The organism is Nocardia sp. NPDC050717 (assembly GCF_040654275.1).
In the GTDB taxonomy this organism is placed as follows: domain Bacteria; phylum Actinomycetota; class Actinomycetes; order Mycobacteriales; family Mycobacteriaceae; genus Nocardia.
The window spans coordinates 172,813-195,547 of the sequence record NZ_JBFAHR010000009.1; the positions used below are offsets into that span (position 1 = coordinate 172,813).

Sequence of the window (22,735 nt, forward strand, 5' to 3'; positions counted from 1 at the left end):
TTGAGACACAGCTGTTTTCGCGCTTCCTTCACTTCCGTGACCAGTGCTGTCCGCAGCGAGTGAAGCTGACTTCTGCCTCGAGTAATTGTGTGGCACAACGTGATTCGCGAAACAGGTCTGAAACATGTTGTCGCGCTTGACAATTCCGTGACGGTTCTACAAAACTACCCGTCGGTAGCCAGCGATCGGGAAGCTCGGGCCCGGTAGTTGTGAGACGTCACCACGACAGACCGCCGCCTGACCCCCGTGACCTCTGCGCACCGTCGGGGTGAACCGCACTGCCACCGTGACCACACCAAAGGAGACCAGCGCCATGGACGATCTCGCGCTACCTTCCACCCACCGCCGGGACTCGGCGGAGCACCAGGGCGACCAGGTGGCGGTCATGCCAAGACCGTCCGCCGGACCGGTCGAGCTGATCCCACTGGTCACCGAGCGTCTGCGCGAAATCCTGCTCACCGGTGGCGAATTCGACGACATCTATCGGCACGTGCTGGCCGCTCCCGGCAAGCGGGTCAGGGCGAGGCTGGTGCTGGCCTGCGCCGGGCTGCTGCCCGACGCGGCCGCCGCGCCGCGGTCGGCGGCGATCGATCTGGCCTGCGCGATGGAGATGCTGCACGAGTCCTCGCTGCTGCACGACGACATCTGCGACGGCTCGCTGCTGCGTCGCGGCGCGGCCTCGGTCCCCGCCGCGTTCGGCGTGCGCGTCGCGGCCAGAGCCGGGTTCCACCTGGCCGGTGCCGCGATGCAGGTGGTGGCGCAGGTGCTGGCCGAGCATCCGGCGGTGTTCGCCGGTCTCGGCGACGCGCCCGGCATCACCTACGCCGACCGGCTCTCGGACCTGTCGTTCGGCCAGCTCATCGAGACCTTGCCGCCGGCCGTGGAGGCGTCCGCGCTGCGCCGCCACTACGAGCTGGTGGCCGGTGCCAAGACGGGCACGCTCTTCCGGCTGTCCTGTTCCTACGGCGGGACGGCGGGCGGCGCCGACCACGACCGGCTGCACGCGCTGATGGAATACGCCGATCAGCTCGCGCTCGCCTTCCAGATCATGGACGACGTCCGCGACATCGAGGGCGGCCCCGAACTGGGCAAGGACGCGGGCGGCGACCTCGAACGCCGGGTGCCGACCTGGCCGGTCATCGAATGGCTGGCCAGCAGGCCCGGCGCCGTCCAGATGTGGCTGTCGGACGAAACATCCAGCGCCACACTGCAAACCGATCTCGTCGAGTCCGGGGCCACCGCCGCCGCCCGCGCGGTCGCGCTCGGCGCCACCGACAAGGCCGCCGCCGCGCTGGAGATCTTCCCGCCCTCGCCCGCCCGCGACGACCTTCGCGAACTCCTGCAGCAGGTGATCAACCGATGAGACAGACCAGAATCGGCGCGCTGGCCCACGGCCTGCGCACCTTGCGCCGGGCACCGGACCTCGCGGCCTTGCGGGCGGCGTCGACCCCCGAGGAGTTGGCGCGGCTCGCCCTGATCCCGGCCGGGCGCAACCTGGGCATCTCGGTGAGTTTCCTGCCCGCGCACCTGCGGGCGGAGGCGACCGCGGCGCTGCTGGCCTGCCGGGTACTCGACGCGTTCGAGGACCTCAGCGACCGCGCGGTCGCGGGCACCGCGGTGCTCGCCGCCGCGCGCTACCTCGACGGCACCGACGATATCGCGCCACCCGCCCTGCCCGCGGTGACCAGTGCGGCCCGCGACAGCGAGGCGGTCGACCGGCTGCTCGCCGCGCGCATCGACGACATCCGCGCCCTGGTGAGCGCCCTGGCCCCGGCGGGCAGACAGCGCGTCGCCGCCGTGATCACCGATGTCGCCGCGGTGATGGCGCGCAACATCGAGAGCCCGCTCTCGCGCGTCGCCTACAGCGAGGGGGTGCTCGGCCGGGTCACCCACTACGCCTGTGCCCTGGTCGCCGACGGCGTGCTGTCCGACGCCGACCTGCGCGAGTTGACCGGCTGCGTCGCCGTGATCGCCCAGTCCGCCAACGACCTGCGCGACGGCGAACTCGAGATCTACGGCGTGGCCGACCGCGAGGAACTGAAGCGCCGGGTGATGCTGCAACTGCTCGGCCCCGCCCTCGGCGGTTTCGCCCTGCTGGGCAGGCTCGGCCCGGGGACCCCGAGCCTGGGCGCGCGGGCGGCGATGGCGTACATGACCATCACCACCACCGCGTTCCTGTGCGCGGTCGTCGACGCGCCCGCGCCCTACCGGCGCAAGGTCGGCGCCGCCCTGCTCGCGGCATCCTCGGCGACGTACTGGACCAGGATGCTCAACCGGGTGCGCCGCAGCGCCGACCTGGCGATCCACCGGATGCTCGACGCCTCACCGGATTTCGCCGACGGTGCCAACCGGACCACCGAGGTGCTCGGCGCGGGCGACCCGGCCACGATGCCGACCTCGCTGGTTCCGCTGATCGTCGACACCACCTTCACGCTCGTGCGGACCCTGCCCGAGGGCCCGCTCACCGGCGAACTGCCCGACGCCCAGGTGCGCACCATGATGATCGCCGATCACCTGGCCTTCGGCGCGATGGAACGCGTGCCGCCGCACGAACCCGCGGCGCTGCGCGCACTCGCCACGAGACTTCAACTCGCTGCCCTCGACACCAGCACCCCAGGGAGCCGCCCATGAGCACTCGCCCCAGATCCGCGCTCATCGTCCCCGACACCACTAGCGAAGGAGCTCTCGCATGAGCACCGGAACGCCCGTCGCGCCCGAACAGACCCCGTTCAGCAAACGCGTGCTCAAGCTCGAGCACGCCTCCAACGTCGGTCCGCTGCTGCACATCGCCCTGTGGATCGGCATGCTGTCGCTGGGCCTGTTCGTGCCCGCCGCCACCCACTGGTACCTGGCGGTGCCGCTGATCATCGTGCTGTCGCTGCTGAACCTCTCGCTCACCATCGGCGTGATGCACATGCACACCCACCGGCCGCTGTTCGTGTCGAAGTTCCCGAACCGGGTCGTCGACTTCCTGTGCTGCCTGCCCGGCAACCTCACCGCCGCCGAGATGCGCGAGGTGCACGTCCTCAACCATCATCGCTTCAACGACGGTCCCGGTGACGTCACCTCGACCACCGGCATGGAGAAGGGCCTCGGCGCCATCTGGTACTGGGTCCGCTACGGCGCCGTCGTCAAGATCCACACGATCCGCACCCTCGCCGCCGCCGACCCGGCACCGCGCCGCAAGCGGACCCGCCACCAGTTCCTGCTCGACATGGCGCTGTACGTGGTCGTCATCGGAACCGTCTGGTACCTGGTCGATTTCGAGCGCTTCGTGTTGTTCTACTGGGTGCCGTTCCTGATCACCCAGGTCAACGCCGGCTACTTCGCGTGGCTGAGCCACGCGCCAGCCAAGGGCTTCGAGGACGACCCGAGCACCTCGCTGAACAACGCGGGCAACGTGCTGAACTTCCTGATCTTCAACCAGGGCTACCACAGCGTGCACCACCGCTACCCGGGCATCCACTGGAGCCAGATCCCGGACAAGCTCGACTACATGCGCGATGTCAACCCCGGCGTCATCGTCCCGTACTGGATGGTCGCGCAGTCGGGCTGGCGCCTGTTCTGGCCGGGCGGCTTCCTCAACGAGCGCTACGGCAACCAGTGGAAGGCCAAGCTGGAGAAGCGTATCGAGGAGGGCACCGTGCGCTCGCGGTACCTGCCGTGGTTCGCATGGATCTGATCACGCCCACCCAGGCGCGCGCGGTCGTGACCAGCCGCACCCGGCTGGTCCCGTTCCTGTTCGCCTTCGCCGTCTACGCCGTCGCCGGCATCACCGTGCCGCTGATGCTGTTGTTCGCCGGTGGGTGGTTCCTGCCCAAGACGATCGACAAGGGCCCGCACCTGTCGACCGTGCCGGCGCTGATCATCGACGTGCTGCTGCTGGCGCTGTTCGGCCTGCAGCACTCGGGCATGGCCAGGCCCGCGTTCAAGGCCTTCGTCACCCGCTGGGTACCGGAGGCGCTGGAGCGGACCGTCTACATCGTGATGGTGTGCCTGGTCATGTGGGTGATCATGCTGGCGTGGCAGCCCATCCCGGCCGAACTCTGGTCGGCCGACGGCACGGTCGGGCTGGTGATCGACGCCGGATTCTGGCTGGGCTTCGTGCTCGTCTACGCGGCCACGTTGTTGCTCAACCACTTCCACCTGCTCGGCATCAGCCAGGCCTATCGCGAATACGTGATCCAGGTGCCCGACGCGACCGTCGACCGGTTGCAGGTCAACGGCGTCTACCGCCTCGTGCGGCATCCGCTGATGACCGGCCTGCTCGTCTCGTTCTGGTTCGCCAGTACGTTCACCGTCGGGCATCTGGTCTGGGCACTGGGGTTGACCGGCTACATCCTGCTGGGCACCTATCTGGAGGAACGTGACCTGATCGCGCGCTTCGGTGCGTCCTACCGTGCCTACGCCGCGCAGGTCCCCGCGTTCTTCCCGTCCGTGCTCCGCAGTTTCGGCCGATCGACTCGGCAACCGTGAGGGCTTGCCGCCCAGTGTGTTCCGGCATCGCTCGGCACCCTGGGCGGCGCCGCCCGAGTTCGGGAGAGGAATCGACGTGAACGGTCAGCCCGTTCGAGAGCGCGTCAGCGACGACGCCGCGGCACCGGAACCGGCGGTGGGCGTCGGCCATTCGCACGCGAAGGCCATTCTGCTCGGCGAACACACCGTGGTCCACGGCACGGCGGCCATCGCCTTCCCGCTGCCCGCGCTGCCGGTCCGCGCCATCGCCCGTCCCGGCCGGTCCGGGCCGCGCGCCGAGGTCGCCGCCGAGGGACACTTCCGTTTCCTCGCCGGGGAAACGGGCGAGGCCGGTCCGCCGTCCGGCCCCCGCGTCGCGGTCGAGGAAGCGCTGCGCCGGTGGGGGATGACCGGTGCGGTGGTCGACGTGGTCGTCGAGTGCGACATCCCGCTGGCCAGGGGCCTCGGCTCCAGTGCCGCCTGCGCGGGCGCCGCGGTCCGCGCGGTCGCGGACCTGTACGGGCGCGTGCTCGACGCCGCCACCCTCTACGACTGCGTGCAGTGCGGCGAACAGGTCGCGCACGGCAGGGCCAGCGGGATCGACGCCAGTGCCGTGCTGGCCAACGGGCCGATCCTGTTCCACCAGGGCACCGCCCGGCCGATCGGCATCACCGTGGCCGCCGACCTGGTGATCGCCGACACCGGCGTCCCCGGATCGACCCACGAGGCGGTCGCCGGGGTCCGGCGCACGCTCGACGCCGATCCGCGGTCGGCGCGCCGCGTCCTGCACCGGGCCACCGAACTGATCGGCTCGGCCGCCGCCGATCTGACCGAGGGTCGCGCCGCGGAACTCGGCGCCGCGATGCTCGACTTCCAGGACCTGCTGGCCGAACTCGGCGTCAGCACACCGCGGATCGACGCCCTGGTCACCGCCGCGCGGGACGCCGGCGCGTTCGGTGCCAAGCTCACCGGCGCCGGGTTCGGCGGCTGCGTGCTCGCGCTCACCGCGACCGGCACCGCCCCCGCCGTGAGCGCGGCGCTGCGGGCCGCGGGCGCCGTGCGGACCTGGACCGTCACCGCCCGCAGTCTGCGTTCGCCCGCACCGTCCTCCACCGCCTCGACCCCGGATCGCGAGACACACCCATGACTTCCCCCGCCACACTCCCCGCCGCGCCCGCGCGGGAGGGGGCCGCCACGGCGGTCGCCCACCCGAACATCGCCCTGGTGAAGTACTGGGGCAAGCGGGACGAGACGCTGTTCCTCCCCGTCACGGGGAGCCTGTCGATGACCCTCGACGTCTTCCCGACCACCACCTCGGTCCAGCTGATCGACGGGCCCGCCGACACCGTGGAACTCAACGCCGCCCCGGCCACCGGCGCCGCGCTGACCCGCGTCGAGAAGTTCCTCGACCTCGTTCGCGCCAAGGCGGGCCGCACCGAACGCGCGGCGGTGGTGACCACCAACGCGGGCCCGACCGGCGCCGGTCTGGCGTCCTCGGCCAGCGGGTTCGCCGCCCTGGCCACGGCCGCGGCGGCCGCCTACGGGCTCGACCTCGACGGCCGCGCGCTCTCGCGGCTGGCCCGGCGCGGCTCCGGCTCGGCCGCGCGCTCGATCTTCGGCGGATTCGTGGTGTGGCATGCGGGTGACGGCGACGGCGAGGCGGGCGATCTGAGCTCCTTCGCCGAACCGATCGGTGGCGAGGACCTCGAACCCGCGCTCGTTCTCGGGATCGTGGCGGCGGGCGCGAAAGCGGTGTCCAGCCGCGACGCCATGCGCCGCACCACCGAGACCTCACCGCTCTACCGGCCCTGGGCCGAGTCCTCTCGGCTCGACCTCGCCGAGATGCGCGAAGCCGTTGCCCGTCAAGAGCTTTCGGTCATCGGCGAGATCGCCGAACGCAATGCCCTCGGCATGCACGCCACCATGCTCGCCGCGCGCCCCGCCGTCCGCTACCTCTCGCCGCATTCGCTCGCCGTCCTCGACGAGGTGCTGGCCCTGCGCGCCGACGGCATCGCCGCCTACGCCACCATCGACGCGGGCCCGAACGTGAAGGTGCTGTGCGCCAGGGCCGACGCGCCGGTCGTCGCCGCCCGGATCGAGGCTCTCGGCGAGTTCGTCACCACCCGCACCGCGCACATCGGCCCGGGCGTGCGCCGCACGACAGGCGACGACCGGTGAGCGGGCACGAAGCTCGAACAGTGCCGGTGCTCGCGCACGACCGGCCTTCGTCGGCGGGCCGCGACGACCGGCCTTCGTCGGTGGGCCGCGACGACCGGCCATCGTCGGTGGGCCGCGATTACCGGCCATCGTCGGCGGGCCGCGACGACCCGCCATCGTCGACATGCCGCGACGACCGGCCACCGGTGGGCGGGTCCGCTGAGGGAACCGGCCCGGAGGGAACCAGCCCGAGGGGTGCTCCCGATCGGCCGATGTCGGCGGGTCATGGTGGGCCGCAAGTGGATCCGGTATTCGACGGGGCACGGCCGTCGGTCACCTGCCGCGCACCGGGCAAGCTCTTCATCGCGGGCGAGTACGCCGTCGTCGAGCCGGGCAATCTCGCGGTGCTCACCGCCGTGGACCGCTACGCGACCGCCACGGTGATCGACGCCTCCGGCACCACCGCGTGGCCCCGCACCGGTGACCCCGCGTCGATGACGGATGGCGACGGCTACGCGGCGATCACGCCCCGCGCCGGTGACCCGGCGTCGATGACGGATGGCGACGGCCACGCGGCGATCACGCACCGCGCCGATGGCGCCCGCCACGCGGTGGTGACGGCCGGCGGTGACAGTGGCCTGGCGTCGTCCGGCATCACGCTGCACTCCGATCTCGACGGGGGAGTGTCGCTGGCCTGCGCTCGCGCGGGCGACCGGCTCGTCCCGGTGACACCCGACGGCGCGGTCCCCGCCGCGTTCGCGTACGTGTTCGCCGCCGTGTCAGTGGTCGAGCGGCTCCGCGCCGAACGTGAGATCCCCTCTCGCCCTTATGACGTGGCGGTCTCCACGGACCTCGGCGCTGCCGACGGACGCAAGTACGGTCTCGGCTCGAGCGCGGCCGTCACCGTGGCGACCGTCACCGCGCTGGGCCGTTTCCACGGCTTGGACCTGACCGCGATGGAACGGTACCGGCTGGCCATGCTCGCCACGATCAGCGTCAACCCCCGGGCCTCCGGTGGTGACGTGGCCGCGGGGACCTGGGGCGGCTGGCTCGCCTACGGGTCGCCGGATCGCGCGGTCGTTGCCGAGATCGCGGCCGGCGACGGGATCGACGCCGCCCTGCGCGCCCCGTGGCCGGGGCTGTCGGTTCGCCCACTGCCCACGCCGGCCGGGCTCGCCCTCCGGGTCGGCTGGACAGGGAACCCCGCCTCCACCCCGGCTCTGGTCGGGGCCGCCGCCGGGGCGCGCGGGGACCGGACCGAGTTCAACACACGCAGCAACGAATGCGTCCAGCGCCTGACGGCAGCCGTCGAGACCGCCGACGTCGCGGCGATCCGCGCGGAAATCGACTGCGCGCGTGAGCTTCTGCTCGAACTCGACCAGGCCGACCAGCTCGGCATCATGACGCCCCAGCTGCACGCCCTGTGCACGGCGGGCGCGGCGGTGGGCGCGGCGGCGAAACCCTCCGGCGCGGGCGGCGGCGACTGCGGGATCGCCGTCATCGAGGACACCGGCACCGCGGCCCTCGTCGAACTCACCGACCGCTGGGTCGCGGCGGGCATCCGGCCGCTCCCGTTGCGGACCCATCCGCGCGCCGAGGAGGACGCATGATCGCCGACCGCAAGGACGACCACGTCCGGCACGCGGTGGACCAGCGCCGTACCGATCAGGGCGGCAACGACTTCGACTGCGTCACCTTCGTGCACCACGCCCTGGCCGGGATCGACAGCGGCGAGGTCTCGCTCGCCGTCGATGTCGCCGGAAAGCAGTGGGACACACCGCTCTACGTCAACGCGATGACCGGTGGCAGCGCCAAGACCGGCGAGATCAACCGGAAACTGGCCGAGGCCGCCCGCGAGACCGGCATCCCGATCGCCGCCGGGTCGATGAGCGCGTTCTTCCGCGATCCCGCCGTGGCCGACACCTACCGGGTGCTGCGCCGGGAGAATCCGCACGGCTTCGTGATGGCCAACGTCAACGCGACGGCCTCGCTGGAGCAGGTGCTGCGCGCGATCGAACTGCTCGAGGCCGACGCGCTGCAGATCCACCTCAACGCGGTGCAGGAAGTGGTGATGCCCGAGGGCGATCGCTCCTTCGGCGCGTGGCCGCGCCAGATCGAGCACCTCGTGGCGCATGTCCCGATCCCGGTGATCGTCAAGGAAGTCGGGTTCGGCCTGAGCAGGCAGACCGTCGCGTGGCTGCGCGACGCCGGGGTCTCGGTGGCCGACGTCGGCGGCCGCGGCGGCACCAACTTCGCCCGCATCGAGAACTCGCGCCGCCCCGCGGGCGATTTCGCGTTCCTCGAGAGCTGGGGCCAGTCCACCCCCACCTGCCTGCTCGACTGCGCGGGACTGGACGGTATCGACATCGCGGCCTCGGGTGGAATCCGCTCGCCGCTCGACATCGCCAGGGCGCTCGCCCTCGGCGCGAGCGCCACCGGCGTCGCAGGCGCCTTCCTCGACACCGTGGTGCGCGCCGACACCGCCGCGCTGATCACCCAGATCCGCACCTGGCTCGACCAGCTGCGGCAGATCCTGACCGTGCTCGGCGCCCGCACCCCCGCGGACCTGGCCGGGTGCGACCTGCTGATCACCGGGGAGGTGGCGAGTTTCTGCGCACTGCGCGGCATCGACGCGGCCGCCCTTGCCCACCGGAGTCCCTGGTGGCGCGAATCGAGAGACCGAGGAGGAGTCATCGGTGAATGACATGTCGTACGCGGCGGTCCCGCTGCAGTGGGTGGGCCCGATACGCATCACGGGCACGATCGTCGACGACGCCGTCGACGTCCCGCTGGCCACCTACGAGACACCGCTGTGGCCCTCGGTCGGCCGCGGCGCCCGGATCTCCACGCTGTCCGAGCGCGGCATCGTCGCGACCCTGATCGACGAGCGGATGACCCGCTCGATCCTGCTCGAAGCCGACGACGCCTACACCGCGCTCACGGCCGTGCGGCAGCTGCAGGACCGCTTCGCCGAGCTGCAGGAGGTGGTCGCGGGCAGCAGCCGCTTCGCCCGCCTGATCGACCTGCACCACCAGATCAACGGCAACCTGCTGTTCCTTCGCTTCGAGTTCAGCACCGGCGACGCCTCGGGCCACAACATGGCCACCCTCGCCAGCGACCACCTGATGGACCACATCCTGACCACCGTGTCCGGCGTGCGCTACGGCTCCATCTCGGGCAATTACTGCACCGACAAGAAGGCCACGGCGGTCAACGGCATCCTCGGGCGCGGCAAGAACGTCGTCACCGAACTGCTGGTGCCGCGCGAGGTGGTCGAGGCGCGCCTGCACACCACCGCACGTCAGGTGGTGGAGCTCAACATCCGCAAGAACCTGATCGGCACCCTGCTCGCGGGCGGAATCCGTTCCGCCAACGCGCATTACGCCAACATGCTGCTCGCGTTCTACCTGGCCACCGGCCAGGACGCGGCCAATATCGTCGAGGGCTCGCAGGGCGTCACCCACGCCGAGGACCGCGACGGTGACCTCTACTTCTCGTGCACGCTGCCGAACCTGATCGTCGGGACCGTCGGCAACGGCAAACACGCCAGCTTCGTGGACGAGAACCTCGAGCGCCTCGGCTGCCGTGCCGAGCGGGAGCCCGGCGCCAACGCGCGCCGCCTCGCCGTCATCGCCGCGGCCACCGTGCTGTGCGGCGAGTTGTCGCTGATGGCGGCCCAGACCAACCGCGGTGAACTGATGCGCGCGCACACCCAGTTCGAGCGGTCAACCACGAGCAACGGAACACAACGATGAACACACTCGCCGTAGGCATTCACGACCTGTCGTTCGCCACCACCCACTACGCCCTCGACCACGCCGTGCTCGCCGAGCGACTCGGCGTTGACCGCGACAAGTTCTACCTCGGCATCGGCCAGGAGAAGATGAGCGTCGCCGCCGCCGACGAGGACATCGTCACCATCGCCGCCGCGGCCGCGGCGCCCATCATCGAACGGCACGGCACCGACCACATCCGCACCGTCCTGCTGGCCACCGAGACCGGCGTCGACCAGTCCAAAGCCGCCGCGCTGTACCTGCATTCGCTGATCGGGCTGCCCAACGCCGCGCGGGTGGTGGAGCTCAAGCAGGCCTGCTACGGCGGCACCGCCGGGCTGCAGTTCGCCGCCGGACTGATCGCGCGCGACCCGGCGCAGCGGGTGCTGGTCATCGCCGCCGACATCGCCAAGTACGAGCTCGACACCCCCGGCGAGCCCACCCAGGGCGCCGCCGCGGTCGCGATGCTGGTCACCGCGGATCCCGCCATCCTGGCGCTGGACTCGCACTCGGGCCTGTACAGCGCCGACATCATGGACTTCTGGCGGCCCAACTACCGCTCCGAGGCCATCGTCGACGGCAAGACCTCGGTGAACGCCTACCAGAAGGCCGCCCAGGAGGCCTGGAGCGACTACCGGCGCCAGGGCGGGCGCGACCTCGCGGAATTCGCCGCGTTCTGCTATCACCAGCCCTTCACCAAGATGGCCTACAAAGCGCACCGGCATCTGCTCGAAAGCCAGGGCCACACCGCCGATTCCGCCGCCATCGAGGCCGCGATCGGGGCGACCACGCACTACAACCGCACGGTCGGCAACAGCTACACCGCCTCGCTCTACCTCGGCCTGGCCGCACTGCTCGACCACGCGGACGACCTCACCGATCGCGCGCTGGCCCTGATCAGCTACGGCTCCGGCAGCGTGGCCGAATTCTTCAGCGGCACAGTCGTTTCCGGCTACCGCGAACACCTGCGCACCGAGGCCAACCGGGCCGCCATCGACTCGCGCGAGCTCATCGGCTACGAGCACTATCGCGCGCTGCACGAAGCCACCTCGCCCAGTGACGGCGCCTACCACGCCATGCCGGAGGAGACGCGTCGCCCGTTCCGGCTCGCCGCGGTGTCCGGCCACAAACGCATCTACGAAGCCCGCTGAGGTCACGCCATGAGCAGTAGCAATACAGCCAGTGCGCCGGCCCGGCGGCACGTGCGCGTGCTGATCGTCGGCAGCGGCCTGTCCGGCCTGGGCACCGCGATCCGGCTCAGCCAGCGCGGCCTGACCGACTACGTCGTGGTCGAACGCGGCCCCGACGTGGGCGGGACCTGGCGCGACAACACCTATCCCGGGGCGGGCTGCGACGTGCCCTCGCACCTGTACTCGTATTCGTTCGCGCTGAACCCGAACTGGTCGCGGTCGTTCTCCCCGCAGGCCGAGATCGAACAGTATCTACGCGGGCTGGCCGACCGGTACGGCGTGCGCGACAAGCACCTGTTCGACTGCGCCATGACCGGGGCGCGCTGGATCGAGACCGCCGGGCACTGGGAGGTCGACACCTCCCGCGGCGCGTTCACCGCCGACTTCGTGGTCTCCGCCGCCGGCGTGCTCGCCGAGCCGAAACTGCCCGACATCAAAGGCCTTTCGAGTTTCGAGGGCCAGATCTTCCATTCGGCGCGCTGGGACCACGAGGCGAGCCTGGCGGGCAAGAAGGTCGCCGTCATCGGTACCGGGTCCTCCTCGGTGCAGATCGTCCCGTCCATCGCCCCCGAGGTCGCGCGCCTGGATCTGTACCAGCGCACGGCGACCTGGGTGATGCCGCAGTTCAACCGGCCGTACCTGGCGGTGGAGCGCTTCGCGTTCAAGCGGGTGCCGGGCTTGCAGCGGACGCTGCGGGCGCTGATCTATCTGATGCGTGAGTTCTTCGTCATCACCCAGGTGAAGGCGCCCTGGACGGGCAAGTCGCTGGAGCTGGTCGGGCGGGCCAAGATGTGGCTCGAGATCCGCGATCCGGCCAAGCGCCGGAAGGTGATGCCCGGGCATCCCATCGGCTGCAAGCGGATGCTGGTGTCCAACAAGTTCTACCGCGCGATCGATCGGGACAACGTCGACCTGGTCACCGACGGTATCGCCGAGGTGCGGGCGGGTTCGATCGTCACCGAGGACGGTACCGAACGCGAGGTCGACGCCATCGTCCTGGCCACCGGCTTCCACGTCGCCGATTCGCCGACCTACAACCTCTACACCGGCCGCGACGGCCGGACCATGGCCGAGGCCGCCGACGAGGAGGGCTACCAGCTCTACAAGGGCGTGACGGTGGCCGGGTTCCCCAACATGTTCCTCATGCTGGGCGCCAACTCCGGGCTGAACTACACCTCGCTGATCTACGTCATCGAGTCGCAGATCGCCTACCTCCTCGACGCGATCACCACTATGGCGGCGCGCGAGCTGCGCACCTTCGAGGTGAAGCTGGACGTGCAGCGCGCCTACAACCGCGCGCTCGAGCCGAAGATGGCCCGCACCGTGTGGGTCACCGGCGGCTGCGACAGCTGGTTCCTCGACAAGCACGGCCGCAACTCGGCGCTGTGGCCGGACTTCAGCTTCCGGTACCGCCGTCAGCTGCGCGCCTTCGACCTGGCCGCCTACGAGACGACCTCGCGCCCCGCATGACCGAGGCCCGGCACACCCGGGTCGCGGTGATCGGCGCCGGCTTCGCCGGACTCGGCACCGCGATCCGCCTGCGACAGCAGGGGATCACCGACGTCGTCGTGTTCGAACGGGCCGACGACATCGGCGGCACCTGGCGCGACAACACCTACCCCGGCGCCGGCTGCGATGTCCCGTCGCAGCTGTACTCGTATTCGTTCGCGCTGAATCCGCGGTGGACACACTCGTTCTCGACGCAACCACAGATCCTGCGGTACCTGCACGAGGTGGCCGACCGGTTCGGGGTGCGCGAGTCGATCCTGTTGGGCGCCGACGTGCGCGCCGCGCGCTGGAACGACGCGACCGCCCGCTGGGACATCGCCACCTGCCGCGGCGAATTCACCGCCGACGTCCTGGTCTCGGCGGCCGGTCCGCTGAGCGCACCGAAACTGCCGGACATCAAGGGCCTCAGTGGGTTTCGCGGTGCGCTGTTCCACTCGGCGCACTGGAACCACGAGCTCGACCTCACCGGTCGACGGGTCGCGGTCATCGGGACCGGCGCCTCGGCCATCCAGATCGTGCCGTCGATCGCAGGCACGGTCGGGCGACTCGATCTCTATCAGCGCAGCGCTCCGTGGGTGCTGCCCCGGTTCGGTCATCGGTACTCCGCGCCGGAACGCCTGGCGTACCGGTACCTTCCCGGTGCGTCCCGGGTGGCGCGCACGGGCGTGTACTGGTTGCGGGAATCGTTCGTGCTCTGGCAGGTCAAGTGTCCGCCCCTGGCGGACTTCTTCGCGGCCGGTGCGCGGTTGCGCCTGTGGTGGGTGGTCCGCGACAGATCCTTGCGCCGCAAGCTGATTCCGGGCTACCGGCTGGGCTGCAAACGCATGCTCATCTCCAACGAGTACTACCCGGCGCTGGCCCGCGACAACGTCGAGGTGATCACAGACGGGATCGCGGAGGTCACCGAGCACTCGATCGTCACCGCCGACGGGACCGAACGCGAGGTCGACGCCATCGTGCTGGCCACCGGGTTCCGGATCACCAACTCCCCGGTCTACGACGTGGTCAGCGGCCGGGACGGGCGCACCCTGGCGGAGGTGTTCGACACCGAGGGACTGGCGGTCTACAAGGGCACCACCGTCGCCGGTTTCCCCAACCTGTTCCTCATGATCGGCCCGAACGCGGTGTTGAGCTACACCTCGGCGGTGTTCACCGTCGAATCCCAGATCGCGTATCTCCTTGACGCGCTCGCGACGATGTCGGCCACCGGGGTCCGAACCGTCGAGGTCAGGGTGGCGGCGCAGGCCGAGTACAACCGGACCCTGCGCGAGGGCTTCGACGGCACCGTGTGGCAGGCCCGCGACTGCGCGGGCTGGTTCGTCGACGAGCGCGGCGAACACTCCCGGCTCTGGCCCGACTTCAGCTTCCGTTTCCGCCGACTCCTCCGGCGCTTCGACCTCGACGCCTACGCGACGACCTGACGCCCGCGCCGGTCCTCAGGTGCGGGCGTGCAACGCTGACGGGCGGGTGGAACCGCGCAGGGGATTGGCGGTCGGGAACGTGATCGACGGCAACGTCACCCACATGCGCACGCGGGTGCCGTTCTCGTCGTGGCCGAACTCCAGATCCTCGGTGAGCACCCGCATCATCTCCACGCCGCGGCCACGGAAGCCCGGGTCCGTGGGCGTGGGAATCCAGCGGCCGGTGTCGGCGACCTCGATGACCACCCGGTCGCCCTCGCACGTCGCGGTGAGGGTGACCCGCCCCGGCTCGGCGTCCCGATAGGCGTGCTCGACGCTGTTGCTGCACGCCTCGTTGGCGGCGGCGACCAGGTCGGCGGCCAGGTCGTGGGGGACAGCGGCGGTGGCGAACCAGCGGTACAGGTCCCGGCGCAGGCCGGTCAGTTCCGCCGCGGCGGCGGGGATGTCGAGGTGCAGCGGCTCGGGCGGCTGGCGGTAGACCACCATCGCGACGTCGTCGTCGTATCCGGCGGGCGGGCACAGGCGGGAGAGCACCGCGTCGGCGACATCGCGGGGGAGGGCGCCGCCGGTCTCGCTGAGCACGCCCGCGATCTTGACGAAGCCCTCCTCGATGTCGTATCCGCGCTGTTCGACGAGGCCGTCGGTGAACAGCACCAGCGTGGCCCCCGGCGGCAGCGCCGTCGTGGCCTCGGGCCTGCGCGGGGTCTCGAAGGTGGCCAGCGGCACCGCGCGCCCGCCCTCGAGGATCCGCCCCGGTCCGCCGGGCGGTGCCAGGATCGGCGGCATGTGGCCCGCGTTCGAGTAGCGCACCATGCCGCGTTCGGGATCGAGCACGGCCGCGCACACGGTGGTGCACATGGCGCCCGGAATCCGCGCGGCCACGGCGTCGAGCTCGCTGAGCAGCTGCGCCGGTCCGGCCCCGCGCAGCAGCAGTGCCCGTGCGGCCGTGCGCAACTGGCCCATCACCACCGCCGCCGACAGGCCACGGCCCACGCAGTCGCCCACCACGACGCCGATCGTGCCGTCGCGCAGCGGCACCACGTCGTACCAGTCGCCGCCGATCTCGAGCGGCGGCAGCGCCGGTTCGTAGTGCACCGAGAACCGCGGCGGCAGCTCGATCGGGCCGAGCATCGCGCGCTGCAGCGTCAGCGAGGTGGCGCGGGCCTGGTCGAAGTTGCGGGCACGCTGCAACGCGACACTGAGATGGCCGACCAGCAGCGAATACAGCGCCCAGTCGGCCGCGCTGATCACGCGCGGGGCGGCGAAGCGCACCCACAGCGCGGCGTCACCGGTCTCGCCCAGCGGCGCCACCACCGCGTCGACCCCGCTGTCCTCGCCGGTGATGGCCGACAGCCCGCGCGCCGGTTGCCTGCGCGCCCGGTCGAGCAGGCCGCGCGTTCCCTCGTCGAGGGAGACCCGGCCGGACGGGTCGGGCACCGGCGCCGCGGTGAATCGCGGTGCGCCGTCGGCGGTCTCGGGCTCGTCGGACGGCGGCTCACCGCACGAGTACACATCGGGCTGCCCGGTCCGGCTCGGCCACACCGCCACCAGCGCGGTGCGCGCGCCCATGGTACGGCGCAGCTCGTCGAGCCCGACGGCGAGCACCTCCACCATGCTCGTCGCGGCGCCCACCGCGGTCGCCAGCCGCGAGGCCGCCTGATCGCGGGCCTGCGCGTCGTGTTCGGCGGTCACGTCGCGCACGGTGCCGACGAAGATCTGCTCGTTGTTCTCCTGCTTCACCAGCGAACTCGCGCTCACCGCCAGCCAGCGTTCGCGCCCGTCGCGGTGCCGGATCGGCATCACGAAACGGGAAGCGTCCGTACCGATCTGGGGATATCCCGCGCGCTCGGACAGCGTCCACGGATGCGGCAGCGGATAGGGCACCTGATCGGCGTCGTAGCCGGTGAGCACCCCGAACGCGGAGTTCACCTCGACGATGGTCCCGTGCGAGTCGGCCACGAAGAAGCCGTCCTGCAGCGATTCCACCAGCGCGGTGCGGAACGCGTCGCGCCCGGCCAGATCCTCGGCGCGCGAGCGCTGCTGCTCGTAGCGGCGGGTGCCGTCGAGATAACCGCGGGTGGCGATGTCGAGCGCCGCCATGGTCTGCAGCAGGAACTCCAGCGCCACCTCGGCGCCGCGCGGGTCGGCGGGCGTGCCCGCGAAGTCGGCGACCGTGCGGTAGTGGTGCTCGGTGAGATCGAGCAGGCTGATGTCCTCCACGAGGGCTCGCCTGCCGAGGTCGTACCCCTCGGTGAGGCCCGCCTGGCCGGGCGCGGCGACGTGACGGCGTAACGCCGCCGAATAGTCGTCGAGGAATGCGGCCAGGACAGCGCTCATCGGCGGCCTCTCATGGGCAGGCTCCGCGGTACCGGGCGGCGAGCACGAGGGCGTCGTCGGTGTCCTTGGCGTCGCGCGCGAGCAGATCGCTCGCGATGGCGGCGGCGGGGCGTGCCAGATCGATGGATTCGGGGCCGACCGCGACGATGCCGTCGGTGGCCATCAGGAGCAGATCGCCCGGCCGGATCGGCAGCGTCTGCGGTTGCAGGTGGGAGGGCAGCCGGTAGCCGACGATGCCGCCGGTGAGCAGCATCGTCGCGCGCAGTTCCGGACCGGCCGGGCCGCGGGTGAGCAGGCGTGACTCGACATTGCCCACGCCGAGCCACTGCAGTGTCTCGCCGGGGCCGATCAGCGCCAACGACACCGCGGCGCCGCGGGTTTCGACCATCGCGCGATGGCAGAGCACCATCAGGACATCCAGCGGTTCGCCGCGGTTGTCCGACAGGATGACCATCGCGCGGTCGGCGGCGTCGGCTGCGGCCGCACCGTGCCCGAGGCCGTCGAGGACGCCGAACAGCGCCCCGCCGTCGCCGGTGTCGAGGACGACCGCCCGGTCTCCGGAGACGTCCTGCCCGGGCAGTGCCCGACCGGCCGTCGACCATTCCGTGCGGCCGATGATCCCGTCTTCATGCACCGTCGGGTACCCACTTCCACATCTCGATCAACGTCCCACGGCCCGGCGCGGAATCGATGGTGAGCCCATCCATCAGCCGGCGCGCTCCGGGCAGACCGAGACCGAGTCCGCGGCCGGTGGAGTAACCGTCCTCCAGAGCACGCGGGATGTCCCGGATGCCGGGACCCTGATCCTCGGCCTGGACGACGAGGGCTCGCCTGCCCTCCCTGAGATCCACGAGCAGCCGGATCTCCCCGCTGCCCGCGTAACTGGTGATGTTGCGGGCGATTTCGGAGATGGCGGTGGAGATCATGGTGCGGTCGGTGAGGGTGAAGCCGAGTTGTGCACCCAGTTCGTGCCCAGCCTGACGTGCGGTCACGATGTCCTCGGACACCTTGACCGCGATCGCAACCTGCTCAGCGGCCACTGTCACGACCGTCTCTTCGGCTGCGCGGGTGCCGGTTGAGCCAGGCCAAGCCCTCCTCCAGGTCCAGCGCGGTGTGCATGTCCTCGAACGTCAGCCCGAGCTGCACCATGGCGAAGGCGACCTCGGGCTGCAAACCGACGATGACGGTCTCCGCGCCGCGCAGCTGGGTCATGTGGGCGATGGTGCGCAGCGAGCGCGCGGCGAAGGAGTCCATGACGTCGATGGCGGTGACATCGACGATGATGCCGGTCGCGCGATAGCGACTGACCTGCTTCATCAGGTCGTCCTGCAATCGCTCGGTGTCGGCGTCGGTCAGGGCCGACTGCACCGAGGCGATGAGGAACGTGCCTTGTTTGAGAATAGGTACCGGCATGGTGGGCCTGATCAGCGCCCGTCTCGCTCGACCAGGCGCTCGGTGACCCGAGAGACCTCGTAACCCAGCAGGCGCTCGGCCTCTTCGATACCGCCCTGCAAGTCGCCGACGGCGTTCATCTTGGACAGGTCGAGGCCGATGGTCACCAGGGTCAGCGCGATCTCCGAGGACAGGCCGGTGATGATGACGTTGGCGCCCATCAGGCCGGAGGCGTCGACGGTCTGCACGAGGTGGTTGGCCACCACGGAGTCGATCGCGGGCACACCGGTGATGTCGATGACGACGACCTTGGCGCGGTTGGCGCGGATGGCGCGCAGCAGCTGCTCGGTGAGCTGGCGGGCGCGCTGGGAGTCGAGCACACCGATGATCGGCAGGATGAGCAGCTGCTCGCGCACCTGCAGCACCGGGGTGGACAGCTCGCGGATGGCCTCCTGCTGGCGGCTGATCACGCGCTCGCGTTCCTGTACGAACGAGACGCCCACGGTGTTGGCGATGCGGTTGGCGGCGGGCTCGTAGGCGTCGAGCACCTGGTTGAGCATCTCGAAGTTCGACTGGTACTTCGAGAACAGCGACCGGGCCAGCACGTCGCGCAGCAGCAGCACGATGCCGAGGACCTCGTCGGTCTCGACGCCTCGCGGAATGATGCGCTCGGACAGATCGCGGGCGTAGGCCTGCAGGGCCTCGACGCTACCGGTCTCGAGCACCTCGACGTAGTTGTCGAAGATCGAGGTCGCCTCGGAGAAGATCTCCTCCGGGGTCATCGCGGTGAGCAGCTGGGCCTCGGTGATGCGGCGGGCCCATTCCTCACGCAGGGCGGTGCGGTTCTGCCTGAGGTGCTCGACCAGCTGCGGCAGGAGGTTGTCGACAGGGCGCGCTGGCACCGAATCCGTCGAAAGACTCGTGGACACCTCGGACATGGAAACTCCTGCCCCTTTCGACGGACATCGGTTCGGACGCGCGGCGCGCATCGACTCGAGCCTACTCATACCCCACCCCCCGTGCCGCGCAAACGTGCGGGTTGCCCGGCGCCCTCCCGCTACGACGGGGCGAACCCGCGTTCGAGAGCCCGTAGCGCGCGGTCGAGGTACTCGGTCAGGTCGGTGTCGCCGCGGGTCAGCCAGGCGTCGAAGGCGGCCCGCGCCGCGGCCAGGGTGGTGCGCCCGACGGCCAGCGGGATCAGGTCGTCGGCGCCGGTCCCGAGCCTGCGGGCGGCGAACTCGCCGACCGCGCGTTCCCAGGCGTCGTAGTGCGCGCCCGCGCCCGCCGAGAGCGCCGGAACGCCGGAGACCAGGCGCATCCTGGTGCGCAGTTCGGGGATGTCCTCGGCGCGATACCGGTTGGCCGCCACCACGATCCGGCGCACCGCGGCCATCATCGGCTCGTCGTCGGGTACCGCGGCGAACGCCGCGCGCAGGTCGGCGACCTCGTCGTCGAACTGGTGCCACAGCACCTCGGTCTTGCTCGGGAAGTACCGGAAGAAGGTCCGTTCGCTGACTCCGGCGGCCGCCGCGATCCGTTCGACGGTGACGTCGTCGAAGCCGTGCTCGGCGAACAACTTCATGGCGATGACTTCGAGTTCGCGGCGCGTGGTGCGCGGCGGGCGACCGCGGTGCGCGCGCGGTGTCGGGGCGGACATGGATACAGAGTAGGGCGCGCGGGGCCCTTGATTATGTCAGTGACTGTCGTTAATGTTCGGTCCATGTTCGTGGCTCATCTCACATGGCCCGAGGCGGGCGCATGTGCCGCCACGGGAGTGATCCTGCTCATCCCGCTCGGCGCCACCGAGCAGCACGGCCCGCACCTGCCGCTGTCGACCGACACCGACATCGCCGCGGCGGTGTGCGCCCGCGTCGCCGCCGAGCGCGCCGACGTGCTGGTCGCGCCCGCGTTGCCCTACGGCGCCAGCGGTGAGCACGCCGGGTTCGCGGGCACCCTGTCGATCGGGCAGGCCGCGCTGGAACTGCTCGTCGTCGAACTGTGCCGCTCGGCCACCGACACGTTCTCGCGGATCGTGCTGGTCAACGGGCACGGCGGCAATGTCGAGGCGCTGCGGCGGGCGGTCGCGTTGCTGCGCACCGAATCGCGCGATGTCCGGCTGTTCACGCCCGGCTACGGCGGCGACCCGCACGCGGGCCGCACCGAGACCGCGATCCAGCTCGCGCTCACTCCCGACCGGGTGCGTGCCGAGCTGGCCGAACCGGGCGACCGGCGCCCGCTGACCGAACTGCTGCCGCTGCTGCGTGCGGGCGGCGTGCGGGCGGTCAGCTCCAACGGAATTCTCGGCGACCCCACCGGGGCGAACGCCGACGAAGGCGCCGCGCTGCTGCGCGCGTCGACCACCGCGTTACGGACAGACCTGGGCCGCTGGTGGCCGCAGGATCGTGAGGAAGGATCACATCGATGAACCCCTGGTTCGAGACCGTCGCCGAGGCGCAGCGCCGCGCCCGCAAGCGCCTGCCGAAGTCGGTGTACGGCGCGCTGATCGCGGGCTCGGAACGTGGCCAGACCATCGAGGACAATCAGACCGCGTTCACCGAACTCGGCTTCGCCCCGCACTGCGCGGGCCCGATCGGCGAGCGGGACCAGTCGACCACCGTGCTCGGCCAGCAGGTCTCGATGCCCGTGCTGATCTCGCCCACCGGCGTGCAGGCCGTGCACCCCGACGGCGAGGTCGCCGTCGCGAGGGCCGCGGCCGCGCGCGGGATCGCCATGGGCCTGAGCTCCTTCGCGAGCAAGTCGATCGAGGAGGTGATCGCGGCCAATCCGTCGACGCTGTTCCAGCTGTACTGGTGTGGCAACCGCGACCAGATCCTCGAGCGCATGGCGCGGGCCAAGGCCGCGGGCGCGGTGGGCCTCATCCTCACCCTGGACTGGTCGTTCTCGCACGGGCGCGACTGGGGCAGCCCGGTCATCCCCGAATCGCTGAACCTGCGCACCATGATGAAGTTCGCGCCGCAGACCCTGGCCCGGCCGCGCTGGCTGGCCACCTACCTGCGCTCGGGCTCCATCCCCGACCTCACCGCCCCCAACATGGCCGTCGGCGGCGGCGCGGCGCCCGGCTTCTTCGGCGCCTACGGCGAGTGGATGCAGACCCCGGCCCCGGACTGGGACGACGTCGCCTGGATCTGCGCCCAGTGGGACGGTCCGGTGCTGCTCAAGGGCGTGATGCGGGTCGACGACGCGCTGCGCGCGGTCGACGCGGGCGTGGCGGGCATCTCGGTGTCCAACCACGGCGGCAACAACCTCGACGGCACCCCGGCCGCCATCCGCGCGCTGCCGGTGCTCGCCGACGCGGTGGGCGAGCAGATCGAGGTGGTCCTCGACGGCGGGATCCGGCGCGGCAGCGACGTGGTCAAGGCCGTGGCGCTGGGTGCCCGCGCGGTGCTCATCGGCCGCGCCTACCTGTGGGGCCTGGCCGCCAACGGCCAGGCGGGCGTGGAGAACGTGCTCGACATCCTGCGCGGCGGCATCGATTCCGCGCTGCTCGGCCTGCGCAAGACCTCGATCGCCGACCTCGACCGCGGCGACATCATCGTGCCTGCCGGTTTCGAGCGCGCCCTCGGCGTGCCCGCGGGCTACGAACGTCCGCTCACCACCGCGGATCTCGCCCGGTAGCCGTTCTCGTCGAACACCCGTGGACCGCGCAGGCGGGGTCCACGGGTGTTTTCGCGTCCACGTGCCCGGGCATACCGCTACCATCGGTGACCGATCTTGTCCGGTCGAAAGACGCAGTGCCCGAGGGGGAATCGTGAGTGGGGGAGACAGCGGCGGGAACGTCTCGGTGTGCCCGCCGCGGGCGGCAAGGTGCTGCGCGGAGGCCTGGGGCAGCGCCCGGACAGCAGCGGTGGGGGTGGCAGCGGCGGTGGTGGCGGCAGCGCGGGGAGTTAGCCGCCCGCCATGTCGGCGGCGGGCTCCTCGGCCGCCGCGTCCGCGGCCCTGCCCCGCCCGGTGGGCCCGAATCCCCCTGCCGCACTGCGGTGATGGTTGATCAGCACGTCGTAGATCTCGGCGAGGGCGGCGAGCTGGCCGCGATCGAGTACGTCGATCATGTGCTTGCGCACGCTGCGTACATGCGCGGGCGCCGCCGTGGTGAGCAACTGCCCGCCCGCCGGCGTCAGCCGGGCCACCGTGCGGCGCTGGTCGTGCGGCATCGTCTCCCTGGTCACCAGTCCGCGCTTCTGCATGCGGGTGATCTGGTGGGAGAGCCTGCTCTGCGACCATTCGAGCGCGCCGGCCAGATCGGCGAAGGTCAGCCGTTGGCCCGGAGCGTCGGCGAGGTACACGAGGACCGAGTACTCCACCCAGCTGAGGTCGGCGGCCCGGACGGCGTCGCGCCCGATCGCCGCGGCGATCAGGTCGCGGGTCCGGACATAGCCCAGCCAGGCACGCATTTCGACATCATCGAGCCACTGTGGATCGGTCACGATCGAGCTCCAGTCTGAAAGTGCAGGCTTCGGATTGGAACGGTGCACACCCCGCC

General features: G+C 70.9%; 21 protein-coding genes. 14 read left to right on the plus strand and 7 right to left on the minus strand.

Annotated features, from left to right (window positions below; all coding sequences use genetic code 11):
* Positions 1-385 precede the first annotated feature (385 nt).
* The 12 genes from AB0H56_RS19590 to AB0H56_RS19645 all read left to right on the plus strand — a co-directional run bounded on the left by AB0H56_RS19590 (position 386) and on the right by AB0H56_RS19645 (position 14,505).
* Complete coding sequence (locus AB0H56_RS19590) at positions 386-1,363, plus strand: polyprenyl synthetase family protein (RefSeq protein ID WP_357164960.1); 978 nt, start codon at positions 386-388, stop codon at positions 1,361-1,363.
* Positions 1,360-2,631 carry a hypothetical protein gene (locus AB0H56_RS19595; RefSeq protein WP_357164963.1) on the plus strand — a complete coding sequence of 424 codons (1,272 nt, stop codon included), beginning with the start codon at positions 1,360-1,362 and terminating at the stop codon, positions 2,629-2,631. Before AB0H56_RS19590 ends, AB0H56_RS19595 begins: the two co-directional genes overlap by 4 nt.
* A 58-nt stretch (positions 2,632-2,689) precedes the next feature.
* Positions 2,690-3,682: a fatty acid desaturase gene (locus tag AB0H56_RS19600; RefSeq protein ID WP_357164966.1), complete on the plus strand. Its 993-nt coding sequence runs from the start codon at positions 2,690-2,692 to the stop codon at positions 3,680-3,682.
* A complete protein-coding gene (locus AB0H56_RS19605) occupies positions 3,673-4,476 on the plus strand; it encodes an isoprenylcysteine carboxylmethyltransferase family protein (protein WP_357164969.1) in 804 nt (267 codons plus the stop codon). The genes AB0H56_RS19600 and AB0H56_RS19605 overlap by 10 nt, the downstream gene beginning before the upstream one ends.
* Positions 4,477-4,552: 76 nt before the next feature.
* A complete protein-coding gene (gene mvk / locus AB0H56_RS19610; protein WP_357164972.1) occupies positions 4,553-5,602 on the plus strand; it encodes a mevalonate kinase in 1,050 nt (349 codons plus the stop codon).
* Entirely contained in the window at positions 5,599-6,633 is a 1,035-nt protein-coding gene (mvaD, locus tag AB0H56_RS19615; protein ID WP_357164975.1) for a diphosphomevalonate decarboxylase, read from the plus strand. The genes mvk and mvaD overlap by 4 nt, the downstream gene beginning before the upstream one ends.
* Before the next feature lie 278 nt (positions 6,634-6,911).
* Positions 6,912-8,222, plus strand: a complete 1,311-nt coding sequence (locus tag AB0H56_RS19620; RefSeq protein WP_357164978.1) for a phosphomevalonate kinase — start codon at positions 6,912-6,914, stop codon at positions 8,220-8,222.
* On the plus strand, positions 8,219-9,316 hold the full coding sequence (gene fni / locus AB0H56_RS19625; RefSeq protein WP_357164981.1) for a type 2 isopentenyl-diphosphate Delta-isomerase: 1,098 nt from the start codon (positions 8,219-8,221) through the stop codon (positions 9,314-9,316). Before AB0H56_RS19620 ends, fni begins: the two co-directional genes overlap by 4 nt.
* A 1-nt stretch (position 9,317) precedes the next feature.
* Positions 9,318-10,367: a hydroxymethylglutaryl-CoA reductase gene (locus tag AB0H56_RS19630; RefSeq protein ID WP_357165244.1), complete on the plus strand. Its 1,050-nt coding sequence runs from the start codon at positions 9,318-9,320 to the stop codon at positions 10,365-10,367.
* A complete protein-coding gene (locus AB0H56_RS19635; RefSeq protein WP_357164984.1) occupies positions 10,364-11,536 on the plus strand; it encodes a hydroxymethylglutaryl-CoA synthase in 1,173 nt (390 codons plus the stop codon). Before AB0H56_RS19630 ends, AB0H56_RS19635 begins: the two co-directional genes overlap by 4 nt.
* Before the next feature lie 9 nt (positions 11,537-11,545).
* Complete coding sequence (locus AB0H56_RS19640) at positions 11,546-13,045, plus strand: NAD(P)/FAD-dependent oxidoreductase (protein WP_357164987.1); 1,500 nt, start codon at positions 11,546-11,548, stop codon at positions 13,043-13,045.
* The gene (locus AB0H56_RS19645) at positions 13,042-14,505 is read left to right on the plus strand and encodes an NAD(P)/FAD-dependent oxidoreductase (RefSeq protein WP_357164990.1); all 1,464 of its coding nucleotides are present in this window, start codon (positions 13,042-13,044) and stop codon (positions 14,503-14,505) included. Before AB0H56_RS19640 ends, AB0H56_RS19645 begins: the two co-directional genes overlap by 4 nt.
* A gap of 15 nt (positions 14,506-14,520) precedes the next feature.
* Here the strand turns inward: AB0H56_RS19645 and AB0H56_RS19650 are convergent, their stop codons facing one another.
* The 6 genes from AB0H56_RS19650 to mftR all read right to left on the minus strand — a co-directional run bounded on the left by AB0H56_RS19650 (position 14,521) and on the right by mftR (position 19,891).
* A complete protein-coding gene (locus AB0H56_RS19650) occupies positions 14,521-16,842 on the minus strand; it encodes a SpoIIE family protein phosphatase (protein ID WP_357164993.1) in 2,322 nt (773 codons plus the stop codon).
* Between the two features lie 10 nt (positions 16,843-16,852).
* The gene (locus AB0H56_RS19655) at positions 16,853-17,476 is read right to left on the minus strand and encodes a SpoIIE family protein phosphatase (protein ID WP_110041238.1); all 624 of its coding nucleotides are present in this window, start codon (positions 17,474-17,476) and stop codon (positions 16,853-16,855) included.
* Positions 17,469-17,882, minus strand: a complete 414-nt coding sequence (locus AB0H56_RS19660) for an ATP-binding protein (protein ID WP_280344165.1) — start codon at positions 17,880-17,882, stop codon at positions 17,469-17,471. Before AB0H56_RS19660 ends, AB0H56_RS19655 begins: the two co-directional genes overlap by 8 nt.
* Positions 17,872-18,255, minus strand: a complete 384-nt coding sequence (locus AB0H56_RS19665; protein ID WP_110041240.1) for an STAS domain-containing protein — start codon at positions 18,253-18,255, stop codon at positions 17,872-17,874. Before AB0H56_RS19665 ends, AB0H56_RS19660 begins: the two co-directional genes overlap by 11 nt.
* An 11-nt stretch (positions 18,256-18,266) precedes the next feature.
* Entirely contained in the window at positions 18,267-19,172 is a 906-nt protein-coding gene (locus AB0H56_RS19670; protein ID WP_110041241.1) for an STAS domain-containing protein, read from the minus strand.
* A 119-nt stretch (positions 19,173-19,291) separates the two neighbouring features.
* On the minus strand, positions 19,292-19,891 hold the full coding sequence (gene mftR / locus AB0H56_RS19675) for a mycofactocin system transcriptional regulator (protein ID WP_357164998.1): 600 nt from the start codon (positions 19,889-19,891) through the stop codon (positions 19,292-19,294).
* Between the two features lie 63 nt (positions 19,892-19,954).
* Here mftR and mftE point away from each other — a divergent pair, with 63 nt between their 5' ends.
* Together mftE and mftD are read left to right on the plus strand one after the other, a co-directional pair.
* Entirely contained in the window at positions 19,955-20,659 is a 705-nt protein-coding gene (gene mftE, locus AB0H56_RS19680; RefSeq protein ID WP_357165001.1) for a mycofactocin biosynthesis peptidyl-dipeptidase MftE, read from the plus strand.
* The gene (gene mftD / locus AB0H56_RS19685) at positions 20,656-21,870 is read left to right on the plus strand and encodes a pre-mycofactocin synthase MftD (protein WP_357165004.1); all 1,215 of its coding nucleotides are present in this window, start codon (positions 20,656-20,658) and stop codon (positions 21,868-21,870) included. The genes mftE and mftD overlap by 4 nt, the downstream gene beginning before the upstream one ends.
* A gap of 269 nt (positions 21,871-22,139) precedes the next feature.
* Here mftD and AB0H56_RS19690 read toward each other — a convergent pair whose 3' ends face one another.
* Entirely contained in the window at positions 22,140-22,679 is a 540-nt protein-coding gene (locus AB0H56_RS19690) for a MarR family winged helix-turn-helix transcriptional regulator (protein ID WP_357165007.1), read from the minus strand.
* Positions 22,680-22,735: the final 56 nt, after the last annotated feature.

What these genes read in the sequence shown, in the direction of transcription:
- fni (WP_357164981.1), top strand. Translation starts at nt 8,219, where the DNA reads ATGATCGCCGACCGCAAGGACGACCACGTCCGGCACGCGGTGGACCAG.
- mftD (WP_357165004.1), top strand. Translation starts at nt 20,656, where the DNA reads ATGAACCCCTGGTTCGAGACCGTCGCCGAGGCGCAGCGCCGCGCCCGC.
- mftE (WP_357165001.1), top strand. Translation starts at nt 19,955, where the DNA reads ATGTTCGTGGCTCATCTCACATGGCCCGAGGCGGGCGCATGTGCCGCC.
- AB0H56_RS19650 (WP_357164993.1), bottom strand. Translation starts at nt 16,842, where the DNA reads ATGAGCGCTGTCCTGGCCGCATTCCTCGACGACTATTCGGCGGCGTTA.
- AB0H56_RS19640 (WP_357164987.1), top strand. Translation starts at nt 11,546, where the DNA reads ATGAGCAGTAGCAATACAGCCAGTGCGCCGGCCCGGCGGCACGTGCGC.
- AB0H56_RS19605 (WP_357164969.1), top strand. Translation starts at nt 3,673, where the DNA reads ATGGATCTGATCACGCCCACCCAGGCGCGCGCGGTCGTGACCAGCCGC.
- mvaD (WP_357164975.1), top strand. Translation starts at nt 5,599, where the DNA reads ATGACTTCCCCCGCCACACTCCCCGCCGCGCCCGCGCGGGAGGGGGCC.
- AB0H56_RS19590 (WP_357164960.1), top strand. Translation starts at nt 386, where the DNA reads ATGCCAAGACCGTCCGCCGGACCGGTCGAGCTGATCCCACTGGTCACC.
- AB0H56_RS19665 (WP_110041240.1), bottom strand. Translation starts at nt 18,255, where the DNA reads ATGCCGGTACCTATTCTCAAACAAGGCACGTTCCTCATCGCCTCGGTG.
- AB0H56_RS19595 (WP_357164963.1), top strand. Translation starts at nt 1,360, where the DNA reads ATGAGACAGACCAGAATCGGCGCGCTGGCCCACGGCCTGCGCACCTTG.
- mftR (WP_357164998.1), bottom strand. Translation starts at nt 19,891, where the DNA reads ATGTCCGCCCCGACACCGCGCGCGCACCGCGGTCGCCCGCCGCGCACC.
- AB0H56_RS19670 (WP_110041241.1), bottom strand. Translation starts at nt 19,172, where the DNA reads ATGTCCGAGGTGTCCACGAGTCTTTCGACGGATTCGGTGCCAGCGCGC.
- AB0H56_RS19600 (WP_357164966.1), top strand. Translation starts at nt 2,690, where the DNA reads ATGAGCACCGGAACGCCCGTCGCGCCCGAACAGACCCCGTTCAGCAAA.
- AB0H56_RS19645 (WP_357164990.1), top strand. Translation starts at nt 13,042, where the DNA reads ATGACCGAGGCCCGGCACACCCGGGTCGCGGTGATCGGCGCCGGCTTC.
- AB0H56_RS19630 (WP_357165244.1), top strand. Translation starts at nt 9,318, where the DNA reads ATGTCGTACGCGGCGGTCCCGCTGCAGTGGGTGGGCCCGATACGCATC.
- AB0H56_RS19635 (WP_357164984.1), top strand. Translation starts at nt 10,364, where the DNA reads ATGAACACACTCGCCGTAGGCATTCACGACCTGTCGTTCGCCACCACC.